This is a genomic window from Myxococcus xanthus (assembly GCF_006402735.1).
GTDB lineage: Bacteria > Myxococcota > Myxococcia > Myxococcales > Myxococcaceae > Myxococcus > Myxococcus xanthus_A.
This window is the reverse complement of record NZ_CP017174.1, coordinates 3,888,977-3,904,912: the sequence shown is the minus strand read 5'-3', so window position 1 is coordinate 3,904,912 and position 15,936 is coordinate 3,888,977. Positions and strand designations below refer to the sequence as shown.

At 66.1% G+C, this 15,936-nt stretch carries 23 protein-coding genes; 3 read left to right on the top strand and 20 right to left on the bottom strand.

Features of this window, described 5'->3' with window-relative positions:
- Positions 1-9: 9 nt before the first annotated feature.
- Together BHS09_RS16645 and BHS09_RS16640 are read right to left on the bottom strand one after the other, a co-directional pair.
- Positions 10-1,185, bottom strand: a complete 1,176-nt coding sequence (locus BHS09_RS16645) for a DUF2314 domain-containing protein (protein WP_174258796.1) — start codon at positions 1,183-1,185, stop codon at positions 10-12.
- Positions 1,182-1,796, bottom strand: a complete 615-nt coding sequence (locus tag BHS09_RS16640) for a deoxynucleoside kinase (RefSeq protein WP_011553366.1) — start codon at positions 1,794-1,796, stop codon at positions 1,182-1,184. The genes BHS09_RS16645 and BHS09_RS16640 overlap by 4 nt, the downstream gene beginning before the upstream one ends.
- Positions 1,797-2,031: 235 nt before the next feature.
- On the opposite strand from BHS09_RS16640, the gene BHS09_RS16635 reads away from it, so the two are divergent.
- From BHS09_RS16635 to BHS09_RS16625, 3 genes are all read left to right on the top strand, one after another.
- Positions 2,032-2,826, top strand: coding sequence for a lysophospholipid acyltransferase family protein (locus tag BHS09_RS16635; RefSeq protein WP_140798344.1), 795 nt, complete (start codon positions 2,032-2,034; stop codon positions 2,824-2,826).
- A gap of 14 nt (positions 2,827-2,840) precedes the next feature.
- Complete coding sequence (locus BHS09_RS16630; protein ID WP_140798343.1) at positions 2,841-4,220, top strand: tetratricopeptide repeat protein; 1,380 nt, start codon at positions 2,841-2,843, stop codon at positions 4,218-4,220.
- A gap of 132 nt (positions 4,221-4,352) precedes the next feature.
- Positions 4,353-4,937, top strand: a complete 585-nt coding sequence (locus BHS09_RS16625; RefSeq protein ID WP_237080387.1) for a hypothetical protein — start codon at positions 4,353-4,355, stop codon at positions 4,935-4,937.
- 103 nt (positions 4,938-5,040) lie between these two features.
- Here BHS09_RS16625 and rplQ read toward each other — a convergent pair whose 3' ends face one another.
- The 18 genes from rplQ to rplX all read right to left on the bottom strand — a co-directional run bounded on the left by rplQ (position 5,041) and on the right by rplX (position 15,928).
- Positions 5,041-5,460: a 50S ribosomal protein L17 gene (rplQ, locus tag BHS09_RS16620; RefSeq protein ID WP_140798341.1), complete on the bottom strand. Its 420-nt coding sequence runs from the start codon at positions 5,458-5,460 to the stop codon at positions 5,041-5,043.
- Between the two features lie 184 nt (positions 5,461-5,644).
- On the bottom strand, positions 5,645-6,667 hold the full coding sequence (locus BHS09_RS16615; RefSeq protein ID WP_140791198.1) for a DNA-directed RNA polymerase subunit alpha: 1,023 nt from the start codon (positions 6,665-6,667) through the stop codon (positions 5,645-5,647).
- A gap of 142 nt (positions 6,668-6,809) precedes the next feature.
- Entirely contained in the window at positions 6,810-7,436 is a 627-nt protein-coding gene (gene rpsD / locus BHS09_RS16610) for a 30S ribosomal protein S4 (protein WP_090491283.1), read from the bottom strand.
- A 69-nt stretch (positions 7,437-7,505) separates the two neighbouring features.
- A complete protein-coding gene (rpsK, locus tag BHS09_RS16605; RefSeq protein ID WP_140791196.1) occupies positions 7,506-7,946 on the bottom strand; it encodes a 30S ribosomal protein S11 in 441 nt (146 codons plus the stop codon).
- 61 nt (positions 7,947-8,007) lie between these two features.
- Complete coding sequence (gene rpsM / locus BHS09_RS16600) at positions 8,008-8,391, bottom strand: 30S ribosomal protein S13 (RefSeq protein WP_011553358.1); 384 nt, start codon at positions 8,389-8,391, stop codon at positions 8,008-8,010.
- Between the two features lie 54 nt (positions 8,392-8,445).
- A complete protein-coding gene (rpmJ, locus tag BHS09_RS16595) occupies positions 8,446-8,562 on the bottom strand; it encodes a 50S ribosomal protein L36 (protein WP_002633586.1) in 117 nt (38 codons plus the stop codon).
- 73 nt (positions 8,563-8,635) lie between these two features.
- Positions 8,636-8,854, bottom strand: coding sequence for a translation initiation factor IF-1 (infA, locus tag BHS09_RS16590; RefSeq protein WP_002614803.1), 219 nt, complete (start codon positions 8,852-8,854; stop codon positions 8,636-8,638).
- Between the two features lie 358 nt (positions 8,855-9,212).
- Positions 9,213-9,860: an adenylate kinase gene (locus tag BHS09_RS16585; RefSeq protein ID WP_140791193.1), complete on the bottom strand. Its 648-nt coding sequence runs from the start codon at positions 9,858-9,860 to the stop codon at positions 9,213-9,215.
- A 163-nt stretch (positions 9,861-10,023) separates the two neighbouring features.
- A complete protein-coding gene (gene secY / locus BHS09_RS16580; RefSeq protein ID WP_140791191.1) occupies positions 10,024-11,370 on the bottom strand; it encodes a preprotein translocase subunit SecY in 1,347 nt (448 codons plus the stop codon).
- A 134-nt stretch (positions 11,371-11,504) separates the two neighbouring features.
- A complete protein-coding gene (gene rplO / locus BHS09_RS16575; RefSeq protein WP_140791189.1) occupies positions 11,505-12,032 on the bottom strand; it encodes a 50S ribosomal protein L15 in 528 nt (175 codons plus the stop codon).
- A gap of 20 nt (positions 12,033-12,052) precedes the next feature.
- Positions 12,053-12,322: a 50S ribosomal protein L30 gene (gene rpmD / locus BHS09_RS16570; protein WP_011553353.1), complete on the bottom strand. Its 270-nt coding sequence runs from the start codon at positions 12,320-12,322 to the stop codon at positions 12,053-12,055.
- A gap of 3 nt (positions 12,323-12,325) precedes the next feature.
- Positions 12,326-12,847, bottom strand: a complete 522-nt coding sequence (gene rpsE / locus BHS09_RS16565; protein WP_140791186.1) for a 30S ribosomal protein S5 — start codon at positions 12,845-12,847, stop codon at positions 12,326-12,328.
- A 22-nt stretch (positions 12,848-12,869) separates the two neighbouring features.
- Positions 12,870-13,226: a 50S ribosomal protein L18 gene (gene rplR / locus BHS09_RS16560; RefSeq protein WP_002633592.1), complete on the bottom strand. Its 357-nt coding sequence runs from the start codon at positions 13,224-13,226 to the stop codon at positions 12,870-12,872.
- A gap of 108 nt (positions 13,227-13,334) precedes the next feature.
- The gene (gene rplF / locus BHS09_RS16555) at positions 13,335-13,901 is read right to left on the bottom strand and encodes a 50S ribosomal protein L6 (RefSeq protein WP_140791184.1); all 567 of its coding nucleotides are present in this window, start codon (positions 13,899-13,901) and stop codon (positions 13,335-13,337) included.
- Between the two features lie 64 nt (positions 13,902-13,965).
- Positions 13,966-14,382, bottom strand: coding sequence for a 30S ribosomal protein S8 (gene rpsH / locus BHS09_RS16550; RefSeq protein ID WP_140791182.1), 417 nt, complete (start codon positions 14,380-14,382; stop codon positions 13,966-13,968).
- 162 nt (positions 14,383-14,544) lie between these two features.
- Complete coding sequence (locus BHS09_RS16545) at positions 14,545-14,730, bottom strand: type Z 30S ribosomal protein S14 (RefSeq protein WP_002633595.1); 186 nt, start codon at positions 14,728-14,730, stop codon at positions 14,545-14,547.
- Between the two features lie 27 nt (positions 14,731-14,757).
- A complete protein-coding gene (gene rplE, locus BHS09_RS16540; protein ID WP_140791180.1) occupies positions 14,758-15,411 on the bottom strand; it encodes a 50S ribosomal protein L5 in 654 nt (217 codons plus the stop codon).
- Positions 15,412-15,592: 181 nt separating this feature from the next.
- On the bottom strand, positions 15,593-15,928 hold the full coding sequence (gene rplX, locus BHS09_RS16535) for a 50S ribosomal protein L24 (RefSeq protein ID WP_002633597.1): 336 nt from the start codon (positions 15,926-15,928) through the stop codon (positions 15,593-15,595).
- Between the last annotated feature and the right edge of the window lie 8 nt (positions 15,929-15,936).

Below are 15,936 nucleotides of genomic sequence, written 5' to 3'. Positions count from 1 at the left end.
CGCCGCTTGCTACATCGGCCGTTCGGCGTTCAGGAGTTCACGGAGTTCCCGCTCGTCCAACGCCCGGCCTTCCCGGCTGATGGCCAGCGCGTTGACCTGGGTCTCCGCGACCTCTACGTGGGCACCCTTGCGCCACTCGGTTGTATGCACCGCGCCATCAACGAGCTTGCCCACCACGGAGCCCTCGTCCCTGCCCATGACCTCCAACCACAAGTTCTCCGTGACGGTGTTCCCTTCGGGATGGGTGTCGAAGGGAGCACGCACCAGGAAGGTGAGTGGCTCCATCAGGCCCTTGCGCTGGAAGCGCGCCAGGAAGGACGGGAGCACCAGCTGGGCCTCCCGCCGCATGGCCTGCGTCTGCTCCTCCGGCTCCTTCTCGAAGCGCTCGCGATAGGGTTCCAACAACTGGGACGTGTTGTGCCGGCCCAGCGGGGACACCACCGTGAGGAAGAGCCCCTCGTGGCCCTCGAAGGTGTCTAGGGGGACGCCCAACAGGTTGGCGCGGGCCTCTTCCGAGGGCACGAGCGTGAAGACCTGTCCCTCGCTGGTGCCTACCTGGGTGCGCAGCGCTGGCCCCTGCCCGAAGGCCAGGTCGGTGCACAGCTCGTGAAGGAAGCTCTCCGCGGCCAGCAGGTCCTTCTCGGCCAGGTGGAAGATTTCCAGGTCCCGGGCCCCGAACTTCTCCATCCCGTGCGAGTGCACCCACAAGGGCGTGTCCCCCTCCGTCGCCTCCACGGCATGGAGGTGGACGTGGTCGCGGATGTCGAAGTCCAGCTCCGTGATTTCCGCCACGTCGTCGGGCTCATGAAGCTTGAAGGCCGTGAGGTCCACCAGCACGCCCTGCACGTGCTCCAGCAGCGTGCGCACGGCCCACAGGGCCTCGAAGACAGGCAGCGTGGGCTGCGCCCCGCCCGGCTCCACGGACAGATGGTAGTAGGCCTTGGCGCGCCCCAGCCGCTCGAAGGCCTCCGGGCTGCCGCTGAACACCTCCTTGCGGAAGCGCGGCAGTCCCTCGGAGCCCCGCGTCAGACGCACCAGCACCTCGGAGCCGTCCGCCCGCAGCGTGAAACCCTCGCCGTCCGCGTCCGGGGTGAACTCCACCTCATCGTTCGCGAAGGACGCGCGCAGTGCATCAAGCGGAGCCGAGCCCTCCTGCTCCGTCGCCAGCAGGTAGACCTCCATCACAGGTGCTTCTCGATCTGCCGAAAGAGGTCCACGCGGTCCACCAGGTTGGTCAAATAGTCGAGCTTGTCCGTGGGAAGCACGAGCACCGGCGACAGGCGGTAGCCCTCGAACCACTCCTCGTAGAGGGCGTTGAGGCGCTGCAGGTAGCGGGTGGGGATGTCCCGCTCCATGGCCCGGCCGCGGATGCGGATGCGCTCACGAATCGTCTGCACCGGGCAGCGGAGGTAGATCATCAGGTCGGGGGGGCGCAACGACTCCGAAATCGTCTCGTACAGCTCGCAGTACGTCTTCCAGTCCCGCTTGTCGATGAGCCGCTGCCGGTGGAGGTTCTTGGCGAAGATCTCCGCGTCCTCATAGAGGGTGCGGTCCTGAAGCACCGTCCCGGAGGTGCGCTCCAGCTCCCGGTGCAGGCGGAACTTGTGCGTCAAGAAGAAGAGCTGTGAGCGGAACGCCCACGTCTTCATGTCCTTGTAGAAGTCTGCCAGATAGGGGTTCTGGTCGTTGGGTTCGAAGGAGGGCGTCAACCCGTACTTCCGGCAGAGGAAGGACGTCAGCTCCGTCTTTCCGGCGCCGATGTTGCCCGCGATGGCGATGAACTTTTTCCTGGCCACACCACCCCTGCTTGTAACCCCGCCGAGCGGCGCGCACCAGAAACAACGTGTAGGTAGGACGTGGTAGAAGAAGTGCATGCCCCCCCGTCGTCCCGTTCAACGCGTGACAGGTGCCGCCGTCCTCCCTCGTGGGAGTCGCCGCCTGAGCGTCTGTCCAGGGAGCTTCGGCGGGCAAGCCCGCGGGCCCGGGCACCTTCCGGCCCTGAACATCGGCCCCCAGGAGGCGGGCTGAGGGATGCGCAAGCTCTTTTGCATTTTCGTGGCGGGCGTCTGGACGCTCTTCTGTTTCCCCCTTGCCATCTTGGCGATGCTGCTCACGCTCAACCCATCGCGCTCCATCTGGGTGGCGCGCGAGCTCTGGTCGCCCGTGCTGCTGTGGGCAGGGGGCGCGAAGCTGGAAGTCATCGGCCAGGAGAACGTGGACCCGAATCGGCCCACCATCTATGTGGCCAACCACCAGTCCACCATCGACATCCCGGCGCACTTCCTGGCCGTCCCCGTCCCTTTCCGCTACGTCGCCAAGACGCAGCTCAAGTGGGTGCCCCTCATCGGCTGGTACCTGGCGCTCGCGGGCCACGTCTTCATCAACCGGTCCAACCGCTCCAAGGCCATTGCCTCGCTCAACGCGGCAGCGGCCAAGATTCGCGGCGGCACCAGCATCTTCCTGTATCCGGAAGGCACCCGCTCGACGGACGGCCGCGTCCTGCCCTTCAAGAAGGGCCCCTTCGCCCTGGCGCTGAAGGCCCGCGTCCCCGTCTGCCCCGTCACCATCGAGGGCTCCGGCGACCTGATGCCCAAGTCCACCTGGAACATCACCCCCGGTCCCATCCGCGTGAAGATTGGCAAGCCCATCGACACGACCACGTTCGCCGAGAACGACCGCGAAGGGCTGGCCCGAGCCGTCCGCGCCGTCATCATCGCGGACAGCCTGTCCCTCGGGGGCAAGGGCGGCGACGTGGATGACGCCGTGGCCGCCGCGGGCGCCGAGGGCGTCAGCGACGCGCGCGCCCGAGCCCTCTCCTCCACCTGAGACGCCTCTCCGAGATGACCATTCGCCACCTCCGTTCCCGTCCCTGGATTCGCGCCGCGGTTCTCGGCGTGGGCCTCCTGACTGGTTGCAGCACCACCTCCTCGACCTCCGCCAAGGCGCGCCCCACCGATCCGCTCTCCCAGGCGCGGGCCTACCTGGACGAGCATCAGCCCACGAAGGCCCTGGGGCTGCTGACGGACCTGCACCGGCAAACGCCGGACGACCTGGACGTGGCGCGCTCGCTCACCGAGGCCTACGTGAAGGCGGGGCAGACGGACGCGTGGATCGCGGAGCTCCAGAAACGCATCGCGGCGGGTGAGCGTGCGGTCGACCAGTACATGCTGGGCCTCGCCCTCTTCTCACGCGCTCGCGATGCGGGGGCGCCCAGCGTCGCCGCCTTCGAGCGCGCCACGACCCTGGCACCGGACACTGCGGAGTTCCACTACCGGCTGGGGCTCGCGCAGCTGGAGTCCGAACAGTACACGGAGGCGCTCGGGCCCCTGCGGCGCGCCACGGCGTTGGCGCCAGACCGCACCGCCTGGCGCCTGCCGCTGGCCAAGGCGCTGCACCGAACGGGAGACGCGCCCGGGGCCGTGGAAGCCCTGGGCACGGTGGTGCGGGGCCAGCCCACGCCGGCCGACGTCACCACCGCGCGGGCACTGATGGAGCAAATCGCGGATCCCTTCTCCGGCTTCCCCAAGGCCGCCGAGGCCAAGCTGGAAGAAGGCATGCGCTACCTCAAGGACCTGGATGCGCCCCAGCACGCCATCCTCGCCTTCGAGGAAATCCTGCTCGACTACCCGGACGTCGCGGTCGTGCATGCCCTGCTGGGCCTGGCCTACCAACGCCTGGATGACGCGGGTCGCGCGGTGGATGAGTTCAAGCAGGCCATCGAACGCGCCCCCCGCGACGGCAAGAACCACTTCTATCTGGGCGAGCTCTACCTGGCGCGCCAGCGCCCCGACGCGGCCCGTGTCTCCTTCGAGAAAGCCGTGGCGCTCCATCCGTTGCTGGAGACCGCGTGGTTCCACCTGGGTGACATCCACCTGGAGCGCAGGGACCTCACGGCCGCCCGCGAGTCCTTCACCGTGGCCACCTCCCTGGCACCGGAAGCCGTGGCGATGCGAGGCAAGCTGGCGCTCGTGTACCAACTGGAGGGTGACTTCGCCGCCGCCGAGCGCGAGCTGCGCCGCGTGGTCAAAAAGGACCCGGAGAACATGGAGTTCAGCCTGCGGCTGGGGCTGCTCTACACCGAGCAGGCTATGAAGGCCTCGCGTCCCGAGGCACGGAAGACCGCAGCCAGTGAGGCCGAGCGCTGGCTGATGAAGGTGTTGGAGACCCAGCCTGAAAACGCGGTGGCGTCACGAGCGCTTCAGCAACTCAAGGCACAGTAGCCATCCACGGGCCCAGCCCTCTACACTCGCTGTCCGATGAGCGACGGTCGCAAGCCCCCTCAGCCTGGAACGCAGCCTCCTCGGGCGGCGTCTCCGTCTGGCTCTCAGCCGCGCACGCCGACGAACCCCGGCATGCCGCGCGCGCCCAGCCAGTCCAACCTGCGGGTGATGTCCGCCGCGCGCACCGAGCCTCTGCTGAAGGAGAAGCCAGACGGCCCGCTGGGGAAGCGCCTGGCGGGAGATGCGTCGAACCACCTCCTCAACGGCCTCTCCATCCTCAAGGAGCTGGTCGCGGATTTCCGACGGAGCGACCGCTTCTTCAAATACAAGGCGTCCATCATCGCCGGCTGGCTGGTGATGACGGTGATGAGCCTGGCCATTGCGTGCCCGGGCAGCACGGTGCGCAAGGGGGACATGGACGCGCGCCTGGTGCTCAGTGACAGGTTGGACCGGCCCTCGGTCACCATCTGGAACGAGAGCAAGGAGCCCTGGTACGACGTCACCCTCACCGTCAACGGGCAGTATCAGGCGGCGGTGCTGACGGTGGCCCCGGGTGAGTTCATCACCATCACCCCCAAGCAGCTCATGGGCTCCAGCGGCGCCGCGCCTGCGGACCTCCGCTTCCAGTCCATCCAGATGCGCAGCCGGGATGACAGCGCGGACCTCACCGAGGACCTCAACGCCGCCTGGGAGCGCATTCGCAAGCCGCAGCGGTAGTCCGCCGTGGAAACACGAAGGGCGCCCTTCCTTTCGGAAGCGCGCCCTCGCGTTGCTCCCAGCCCCTTCTCTCGAAGGGGCCAGGTATGCAGTCAGTACGGGACTACTCCGCCTTCGTCTCGTCCGCGGGCGCAGCCGCCTCGGTGTCGACGGGAGCGGCCTTCTCCGGCCGGTCCACGAGCTCCAGGAGGGCCATCTCCGCGGCGTCGCCCCGGCGGAAGCCGAGCCGAACGATGCGGGTGTAGCCACCGGGACGGCTGGCGTACCGGTCCTTGTACTCGCTGAACACCTTCTGCAGCACGTCGCGGTCCTTGACCGTACGGGCCGCCAGGCGAACGTTGGCGAGGCCGCCACGCTTGCCCAGGGTGATGATCCGCTCCGCGATCTTCCGGGCCTCCTTGGCCTTGGGAAGCGTGGTGCGGATGGCCTGGTGCTCCAGCAGCGAGGTCACCATGTTGTTGAGCATCGCGAGCCGGTGGCTCGTGCTGCGGTGAAGCTTCCTCTGTCCGACCTTATGGCGCATCGTCGTGCTCCGGAGTCCTGGTGAGGACTCCACCACTCCGGCCGTATCAGGTACCGGGTGGGATGGGCGGACCCGGTACGGGGCCCGCCGCTGTCATTCGGACCGGAAGACGTCCCAGCCCCCTCCCCTCGCGCCGCTGACCGCCGTACCCGCGGCCGCGTGGGGAGGCCCTGCGTGAACCCTACTACGCCTTCGGCTGCGCGGGAGCCGGCGCCTGCTTCGGCGGCCAGTTCTCCAGCTTCATGCCCAGCGACAAGCCCATCTCCGCGAGGATCTCCTTGATCTCCTTCAGAGACTTGCGGCCGAAGTTCTTCGTCTTGAGCATCTCGGCCTCGGTGCGCTGCACGAGGTCGCCAATGGACTTGATGTTCGCCTGCTGCAGGCAGTTCGCCGAGCGGACCGACAGCTCGAGCTCATCCACCGAGCGGAACAGGTTCTCGTTCAGCTTCGCCTCTTCCTTCGGCGCCTCGGCGACGACGGGCTCCTCCGTCTCGTCGAAGTTCACGAAGACGGTGAGCTGCTCCTTGATGATCTTCGCCGCGTACGCCACCGCGTCCTGCGGGGACACGGAGCCGTCCGTCCAGACCTCTAGCGACAACTTGTCGAAGTCCGTGACCTGACCGACGCGCGCGTTGGTGACCTGGTAGTTCACCTTGCGGATGGGCGAGAACAGCGAGTCGATGGGGATGGTACCGATGGGCGAACCGGCGACCTTGTTCACGTTGGCCGGCGTGTAACCGCGGCCGCGGCGGCAGGTCAGCTCCATGCGGAGCTTGCCACCCTCGGAGATGGTGCAGATGTGGTGGCCCGGGTTGAGGATCTCGGTGTCCGGGTCGGTGATGATGTCACCGGCCTTGACCTCCTTGGGGCCCTCCGCCTCGATGCGGAGCGTCTTCGTCTCGTTCGTGTGCATCCGAAGGAGGACTTCCTTCAGGTTCAGCACGACGTCCGTGACGTCCTCGGACACCTCGGGGATGGTGGTGAACTCGTGGTCCACGCCTTCAATCTTCACGGAGGTGATGGCGGCGCCCTGCAGCGACGACAGCAGCACCCGGCGGAGCGAGTTGCCCAGCGTCGTACCGAAACCGCGCTCGAGCGGCTCCGCGACGAACTTGCCGTAGGTGGGGGTCGCGCTGTCCTGATCCACCTCCATGCGACGGGGCTTGATCAGGTCACGCCAGTTCTTCGCAACGAACGTATCAGCCATGGTGTACCGCTCCTCGGTTCGTGCCGCACCACCGACTTACCCACCGGCCTGGCGGGAGGATGCGCACGCGGGACTGCGACTGCTTGAAAGCAAGACGCCCCGGCCTCGTCGGCCAGGGCGTCCACTGCGACATCCAGCGTACTTACTTCGAGTAGAGCTCGACGATGAGCTGCTCGGAGATGGGCATCGTCAGGTCCTCACGGTTCGGAACCGTGGTGACCGTGCCCTTGAACGCCTTCTTGTCCAGGGAGATCCACTGCGGAACGCCACGGCGGTCCACCGTCTCCAGCGCCTCGGAGATGCGGAGCACCTTGCGGCTCTTCTCCACCACCTCCACCGCGGTGCCCGGCTTCACGGCGAACGAGGGGATGTTCACCTTGCGGCCGTTCACCTGGAAGTGACCGTGACGCACCAGCTGGCGCGCCTCGTTGCGCGTGTCCGCGAAGCCCATGCGGAACACCACGTTGTCCAGGCGGAGCTCCAGCTGCTGCAGGAGGTTCTCACCCGTCTTGCCCTTGGCGGCGGACGCGCGGTGGTAGTAGCCGCGGAACTGGTTCTCCAGCAGGCCGTACATGCGCTTGACCTTCTGCTTCTCGCGCAGCTGCACGCCGTAGCCGGAGAACTTCACGCGGCCCTGGCCGTGCTGACCCGGGGGATAGGGGCGGCGCTCAATGGCGCACTTGTCCGTGTAGCAACGGTCGCCCTTGAGGTACATCTTCAGGTTTTCGCGCCGGCAGATGCGGCAGGCGCTGGCAGTGTAACGAGCCATTGAGAGGTCCTTAGAGGTGATCTGGAGCCGCCCCCACACCAGGGTGTGAGGGCTGCCCTGACGAAGGGGTTAGACGCGGCGACGCTTGGGCTGACGGCATCCGTTGTGCGGGATGGGCGTCACGTCGCGGATGAGGTTGATCTTCAGACCGGCGGCGGCCAGCGCGCGCAGCGCCGACTCGCGGCCCGCGCCCGGGCCCTTCACGAACACGGACACGTTCTTCAGGCCGTGCTCCATCGCCTTCGCCGCGGCGTCGCCAGCGGCCACCTGCGCCGCGAACGGGGTGGACTTGCGGCTTCCCTTGAAGCCACGCGCCCCGGCGGACGACCAGGAGATCACGTTCCCGGACACGTCCGTGATCGTGATGATGGTGTTGTTGAACGTGGACTGGATGTGGACCACGCCGTTGAGGATGCTCTTCTTGCCCTTGCGCTTCGACTTCTTCGCGGCAGGGGCCTCGCCCTCGGTGCCCGTGGGCGCCGCAGCCGAAGTATTGATCTCGTCAGCCATGTGAATTGCTGCTCCTGGGAGGAGGTGATCGACGCCGGCACCTTACGGGCCGGCGCTGCGTTTACCGGGCCGGAGCGGCCGGCTTCGCCCGAACGATGCCACGCTTCGGACCCTTGCGGGTACGCGCGTTGGTGTGGGTCCGCTGGCCACGAACCGGCAGGCCCTTGCGGTGACGAAGGCCCCGGTAGCAACCCAGGTCCATCAGCCGCTTGATGTTCATGGTGACTTCACGCCGGAGGTCACCCTCCACCTTGTAGCTGGCCTCGATGATCTCGCGGATCTTACGGGCCTGCTCCTCGGTGAGGTCCTTGGTCCGGGTCGTGGGATCGATGCCCGCCGCGGCAATGATATCTTGCGCGGACTTGTTGCCGATCCCGTAGATGTACTGGAGCGAGATCACCGCGCGCTTGTTGGGCGGCAGATCGATGCCGGCGATACGAGCCATCTTCGGTCTTCCTTCTTAAGTGGAGTTGGTCTGAAGCCAACGGCCGCTTGGCCGTTAGCCCTGGCGCTGCTTGTGCCGGGGGTTGGAGGCGCAAATGACGCGCACGATTCCCTTACGGCGAACAACCTTGCACTTGTCGCAGATCTTCTTGACGGACGCCCGAACCTTCATTGGAGCGAACTTCCTTCCTCAGCTAAAGAAAAGCCCAACGGGCGGCCCGCCATTCCCAGGCGGGTACACCCTACTACTTCGCCCGGTACGTGATCCGCCCGCGCGTCAGGTCGTATGGAGACAGTTCGACCTTCACCTTGTCACCCGGGAGGATGCGGATGAAGTGCATCCTCATCTTGCCCGAGATGTGCGCGAGCACCTTGTGGCCGTTGTCCAGCACCACGCGGAACATCGCGTTCGGGAGGGGCTCCATCACGGTCCCCTCGACTTCGATGGAATCATCCTTCGGCAAGCGTCAGACTCTCTTCCCCGGACCACGAACCTCTTGGAAGCGCGGCGGGATAGCACTTTGGTCCGCAAGTGGCAAGCGTCGCGCGACTGCAAAACTCGGATTCCTACCAACCCCACATAACGGCGGGCTATTTCACCTGCAGTCACAACAAAATCAACTCCTACGGTGAGACCTCGTCAAGGTCCACACCTGGAGCGAGTGCTCTGACTGCGGGGTGAACTTGCGCCCGCCCCTCACGGGAGTCCAGATCTCCCCCAGGCCGAAGTTCCCCGTGCCCGGGAGAAGCAAGCTCTGTCCCTGGAGCGGCGAGCCGGTGAGGAGGCACCCACCAGGCCGTCTCCCCACCTCTCCGGGCGGATCAGGCCTTGCCCGCGGCGGCCTTGATCTCCTCGTAGATGCCCTCCGGCGTCCCCACACCGTCCACGCTCTTGAGCAGGCCCTTCTTCTCGTAGAAGGCCTTCAGCGGCGCCGTCTCCGAGTCGTACTTCTGCAGGCGCTTCTCGATGACCTCGGGCATGTCATCCGGGCGCTGGACAAGCCCGGCATTGCACTTGTCACAGTACCCCGCCCGCTTCGGGGGGCTCTGATAGACGTGGTAGACGCTGCCATCCGCCGGGCAGACCCGCCGCCCGGAGCCGCGCTCTACCAGCTTCGCGTGCGGCACCTCCAGTGAGATGACGGCGCTCAGCTGCTTGCCCAGGCGGCCCAGCATCTTGTCCAGCGCGTCGGCCTGGCCCGGCGTGCGCGGAAAGCCGTCCAGGACGAAGCCCTTGGCCACGTCCGCCTCCTTGAGGCGCTCCTCGACGATGCCAATCACGACGTCGTCCGGGACGTACTGCCCAGCGGCCATCAGCGGGCCGGCCACCTTGCCCAGCTCCGTACCCTCCGCGACTGCCTTGCGGAGGATGTCCCCGGTGGAGATCTGGGGGATCTGGAAGTCGGCGAACAGTCGCTTCGCCTGCGTCCCCTTCCCCGCGTTTGGCGGCCCCAACAGGATCAGGTTCATGTGTCCTCTCAGCTCCGAAGGAAGGCACGGAAGTCGTAGGACTCAAACCCCCGAGCGCGCTCCGTGTGCACCAGCGAATACCCTTGAACAACACCTAGCCTGGGAACGACGAGGCGCCCCTCCCCGCGACGGGGAGAGGCGCCCGGAACGCCCGCGCGGAGGCTCAGGCCGCCACGCGCACCCGGCCCCGGATGCGCGGGCCGCGAGGGCCGGCGAAGCCCTCGTAGTTACGACTGATGAGGTGGCCCTCGATCTGCTGCACCGTATCCAGCGCCACGCCCACGACGATCAGCAGCGCCGTGCCGCCAAAGGTGAACCGCACCCCCAGCAAGCCGCTGATGACCGACGGAATCACGCAGACGACCGACAGGTAGATGGCACCACCGAACGTGAGCCGGTTGAGCACGCGCTCGATGAACTCCGCCGTCTGACGGCCCGGACGGATGCCCGGGATGTAGCCACCCTGCTTCTTGATGTTGTCCGCCACGTCGTCCGGCCGGAACGTCAGCGCCGTATAGAAGTAGGCGAAGAAGATGACCATCAGGACGAACAACCCGTTGTAGATCCACAGGTTGCCTTCGATGGCGCGCTGGAAGCCCTGCAGGAACGGGAACCAAGTTCCCAGCGTGGCCGGGAAGGACAGCACCGCGCCCGCGAAGATGGGCGGAATCACGCCCGAGGTGTTCACCTTCATCGGGAAGTACGTCGCCTGGCCGGCGAACATCCGGCGTCCCGCCATCCGCTTGGCATACTGGATGGGAATGCGCCGCATGCCGCGCTCGACATAGACGACCGCGGCGATGATGACGAGCATGAAGAAGACCAGCGCCAGCACCTCGGCCACCGAGATGACGTCCTGACGGGTCAGGTCCAGCAGCTGCTTCGCGCCCGGGAGCAGGCCCGCCACGATACCGGCGAAGATGATGAGCGAGATGCCGTTGCCGATGCCGCGCTCGGTGATGCGCTCACCCAGCCACATGATGAAGGCCGTGCCGGCCGTGAGGCTGACCACCGTCATGAAGGTGAACCAGACGCTGTCGTCGGGGACGACCACCTGGTTGAAGCCGCTCTGGCCACCGTCGGAGCGGCCCAGAGACGCCAGCCACCGCGAGATGCCGATGCCTTGCACGATGGAGAGCGCGATCGTGCCGTAGCGGGTGTACTGGTTGATCTTCTGCCGGCCGCCGGCGCCTTCCTTCTGCAGCCGCTCCAGGCTGGGTACGACCACCGCGAGCAGCTGCATGATGATGGAGGCGCTGACGTACGGCATGATGCCCAATCCGAAGATGGACATCTGCTCCAGCGCGCCGCCGGAGAAGAGGTTGAACAGCGAGACGAGGCCGCCCGATTGCTTCTGGGCGTCCATGAACGCGTTCATCGCCGAACGGTCCACGCCTGGCGTGTTGATGAAGATGCCGATGCGATAGACGGCGAGCAGCGCGAGCGTATACGCGAGCCGACTGCGCAGCTCAGCGATACGGAAGACGTTGGCGAAGGCGTTCAGAGCCACGGGGTAGCCATCCTCTTCGAGAGGGTTCTGCCAGGACGACAAAACGCCCCTGTTCCACGAGCGGGAAAGGGGCGCAGAAGCCTACACAAGCGAAACTGCGCGCACCACTAGCAAGTGATGCGCGCTAGACACGCTCAGGCCTTGGGCTGCCGAGGAGCCTTGACGCCCTTGCCAGCGTGCGCCTTGGCCGCGGACTCCGGCTTGTGGGCCACCAGCGGAATTTCTTCCACCGCGCCGCCCGCCTTCTGGATGGCCGCCTTCGCCGCCTCAGAAGCCTTGTGCACGACCACGGTGACCTTCTTGGTCAGCTCGCCGCGGGCCAGCAGTTTCACGCCGTGGTAGCGACCCTTGACCAGGCCGACCTTGCGCAGCGTCTCCACGTCCGCCGTGGCGCCGGCATCGAAGTGCTGCTCGAGGTCCGACAGGTTGACGACCGCGTAGACAGTCCGGTTCGGCGGCGTGAAGCCAAACTTCGGCAGACGCCGCTGCAGGGGGCTCTGGCCACCCTCGAAGCCTTCGAACCGCATGTTGCCGCTGCGGGCCTTCTGGCCCTTACCACCGCGGCCGGCCGTCTTGCCAAGACCACTACCCTGGCCGCGGCCCACGCGCTTCTTGCGGTGCCACGAGCGCGCCGGACGCTGCAGTTTGTTCAGAGTGCTCATCGTCTCGATCCTCTCGTGACTCAGGCCTTGTTCTGCTTGGCCTGATACGCGATCGCCCGCTCCCGCAGGGCAATCTTGGCGGGCTTGCGGCGCTTGGGCGCCGGCGCGTCGCCGGAAACGGTTTCCAGGGTGACCAGGTGCTTCACCTTGAACGCCATCCCGCGAACCGCAGGCGTGTCCTTGAGGAGCCGCTCGTCACCGAACTTCTTCAGGCCCAGCCCACGGATGGTGTCCAGCATGTCGCTGGACGCACCCGCAAAGCTCTTCACCAGCTTCACCTTGAGCGCCATGGGCTAGCCCCTCTGCTCCCCGGCGAGCTTCGCCGGCTCGACGTCCTTGCCACGGAGACGCGAAACCTGCTCCGCGCTGCGCAGCAGCTTCAGGCCAGCGACAGTGGCCTTCAGCACGTTGTGCGGGTTCCGCGAGCCCTGGCTCTTGGTCAGGATGTTCCGGATGCCCGCCGCCTCCAGCACCGCGCGAACCGCGCCGCCGGCGATGACGCCCGTACCCTGGCTGGCCGGCTTCAACAGCACCCAGCCAGCGCCGAAGTGCCCGAGCACCTCATGCGGAATGGTGTGACCCACGAGCGGAACGCGGAACAGGTTCTTCTTCGCGTTCTCGCCACCCTTGCGGATGGCCTCGGGGACTTCGTTGGCCTTACCCAGGCCGACGCCCACGTGTCCGGCGCCGTCCCCCACCACCACCAGGGCGGCGAACGAGAAACGGCGGCCGCCCTTCACGACCTTGGCCACGCGGTTGATATTCACCACGCGGTCGGTGAGGTCCAGATCGTTCGGATTGATCGGAGTTGCCACTTGGGGGATTCCTTTCGAATTCTTAGAACTTCAGCCCGGCCTCGCGCGCGGCGTCGGCCACGGCGGCGATGCGCCCGTGATAAGGGAAGCCGTTGCGGTCGAACACCACCGCTTCGACGTTGGCGGCCTTGCACTTCTGCGCAATCAGGGAACCAACACGCTTCGCATCCGCCTTCTTGTCGCCCTCGTCCTGACCCTTCAGGTCCTTGGACAGCGACGAAGCAAACGCAAGCGTCTTGCCCGTGGTGTCATCCACCACCTGCGCATAGATGTGCTTGAGGCTCTTGTAGACGGTGAGCCGCGGCCGCTCTGTCGTACCCGACAGCTTCTTGCGGATGCGGTTCTTCCTCTTGAGACGGGCTTCGATCTTCGTAGGCATGGCTGCTTCCTTTTCCGTCCGGAGGCGATGCGGCCTTCCGCCGCCGGATGATGCCACCAGGTCCTGAGGACCCGGTGGAGTTTGGAACACTTAGGAAAGACAGGACGACTAGGTCGTACCGGTCTTGCCCTCCTTGCGGCGGATGCGCTCCTCGGAGTACTTGATGCCCTTGCCCTTGTAGGGCTCGGGCGGACGCAGCGAGCGGATGTTCACCGCCGTCGCGCCCAGCGCTTCCTTGTCCGAAGAACGGAGCGTCAGGCCCACGGTAGGCAAGCTGTCCTCGTTGCGCGGCGCCTTGTCGACTTCGGCGGTCACGCCCTCGGGCAGGTTGAAGACCACCGGGTGCGAGTAACCCAGCGCGAAGTGAATGGCCTTGCCCTTCACCTCGGCGCGGAAACCAACGCCGCGGATGTCCAGCTTCTTCTCGAAGCCCGTGGTCACACCCTTCGCCGCGTTCGCGAGGATGGTCCGGGTCAGGCCGTGCAGGCTGCGCGCCTCACGCGAGTCATCCTCGCGCTGCACGGTCATCTGGCCGTCCTTGATCTCGACCTTGACCTTGCCAGGCAGCTTCACCGACAGCTTGCCCTTGGGGCCCTCGAAGTTCACCTGCTCGCCGGCGATGACGGCCTTCGTCTTGTCGCCGAGCTTGATCGCCAGTTTTCCAATCCGACTCATGGTTGCCTCGGTCCTGTGTGCCTGGGGCGCGCTCCCTCACGGGGCGCCGCACCCGGGCGGCTGGCTAGTAGACGGTGCAGAGCAGCTCGCCGCCGACCTTCTGCTTGCGGGCCTCGGAATCCACCATGATGCCGCGCGAGGTGGACAGGATGGAGATACCCAGGCCACCCAGCACCTGCGGAATCTCACGCACGGCGGCGTAGCGGCGCAGACCCGGCTTCGACACGCGGCGGATACCGGTGATGGCAGGCGCACGGTCCGGACCGTACTTCAGCTGCACGGAGATCTCCGGGAACACCGTGCGCTTGTTCTGCACGGTCTGCTCGTGGACCACGAACTCACCGATGTAGCCCTCATCCTTGAGGACCTTGATGATCTCGAGCTTGAGCTTCGAGTGGGGGATGACGACCTTGTCGTGACGCGCGCGCGAAGCGTTGCGCAGGCGGGTCAGCATGTCGCCGACGGGATCATTGACCGGCATGGAGTACCTTCCAAAGCGAGGCCTCGTACCGAGCGCCTCGCGTTCGCAGCCACCGCGCCTGCCGGGCCCATCCCGGGGGTTCGCGCTGACCGCCACTACGAACTTCCTACTTCGATGTGCCTGGCCGGCCGCTGAGGCCCGCCAGGCACCCTGCCCTTCCGGCTACCAGGACGACTTGGTAACGCCGGTGATCTCGCCGCGGAGGGCGCGATTACGGAGGCAGATACGGCACATCTTGAACTTGCGCAGGAACGCGCGCGGCCGGCCACACAGCGGGCAGCGGTTGTACTGGCGCACCGAGAACTTCGGCTTGCGCTTTGCCTGGGCGATCTTGGAGAGCTTGGCCATGTTTCGTCGGGTCCTTGGCTCGAGGGCTTACTGACGGAACGGCATGCCGAAGTGACGCATCAGCGCCAGCCCCTGCTCGTCGTTGGCCGCAGTGGTGACGAAGCTGATGTTGAGCCCCTTCACCTTCTCGATCTGGTCGTAGTTGATCTCAGGGAAGATGATCTGCTCGCGCACGCCGAGCGTGTAGTTGCCCTTCCCGTCGAACGCCTTGGGGGACACGCCCTTGAAGTCACGCACGCGCGGCAGCGCCACGGTGATGAGGCGGTCCATGAACTCGTACATACGGTCGCCGCGCAGCGTGACGGCGGCACCAATGGCCTGCCCCTGGCGCAGCTTGAAGTTCGCGATGGACTTGCGGGCGCGCGTGACAATCGGCTTCTGGCCGGTGATCGCCGCGAGCTGGTCCACCGCCGACTCCAGGATCTTGTTGTTGGCGAGCGCCTCGCCCAGACCCATGTTGACGACGATCTTCTCCAGCCGGGGAACCTGCATCGGGTTCTTCAGGCTCAGCTCCTTCAGGAGGGACGGAACACCTTCCTTGAAGAAACGCACCTTCAGACGGGCAGGCTTGGACTCCAGGCCTTCCTCGATATTGGCGGCGAAGCCAACCTTCTTGGCCTCTTCCTTCTTGCCCCGCTTCGCCTTCTTTTCCTTCTGCTCGGCCTTCTTCTCGTCAGCCATCGTCCTGTCCTCTGCTTCGGGGCGCCGTCGTGGACCCAGCACGCCCGATCAGTCCTTCGTATGGAACCTGGAAACACCGCGAGGGCCCCTGTTGCTCCACGGGCCCTCCATGCCTGCACGCCCGCCCTTCGCCACCACTGGGGTGGGCAAAGGGCGCGCATACATGCACCAACGCGGACACCTAGTCAATCAGGGCGTCGCAGTTCTTGCAGAACCGCTTCTTCTTGCCCTCTTCACCTTCAGTACGGATGCCCACCCGAGTCGGCTTGTCGCACTTGACGCAAACCACCTGCACGTTCGCCAGCGCGATCGTGCCCGGCTTCTCGACGATGCCGCCTTCCGGGCTCTGGGGCGTCTTCTTCATGTGACGCTTGACCAGGCGCAGGCCCTCGACCGTCACGCGCTCAGCCTCGCGATCGATCTTCAGTACCTTGCCGCGCTTGGTCGCCGGGTTCTTCTCGGAGGCCTCGGCCCCGGCCATGACCTGGACCGTGTCTCCTACCTTCAGCTTCTGCATGGCTTCCT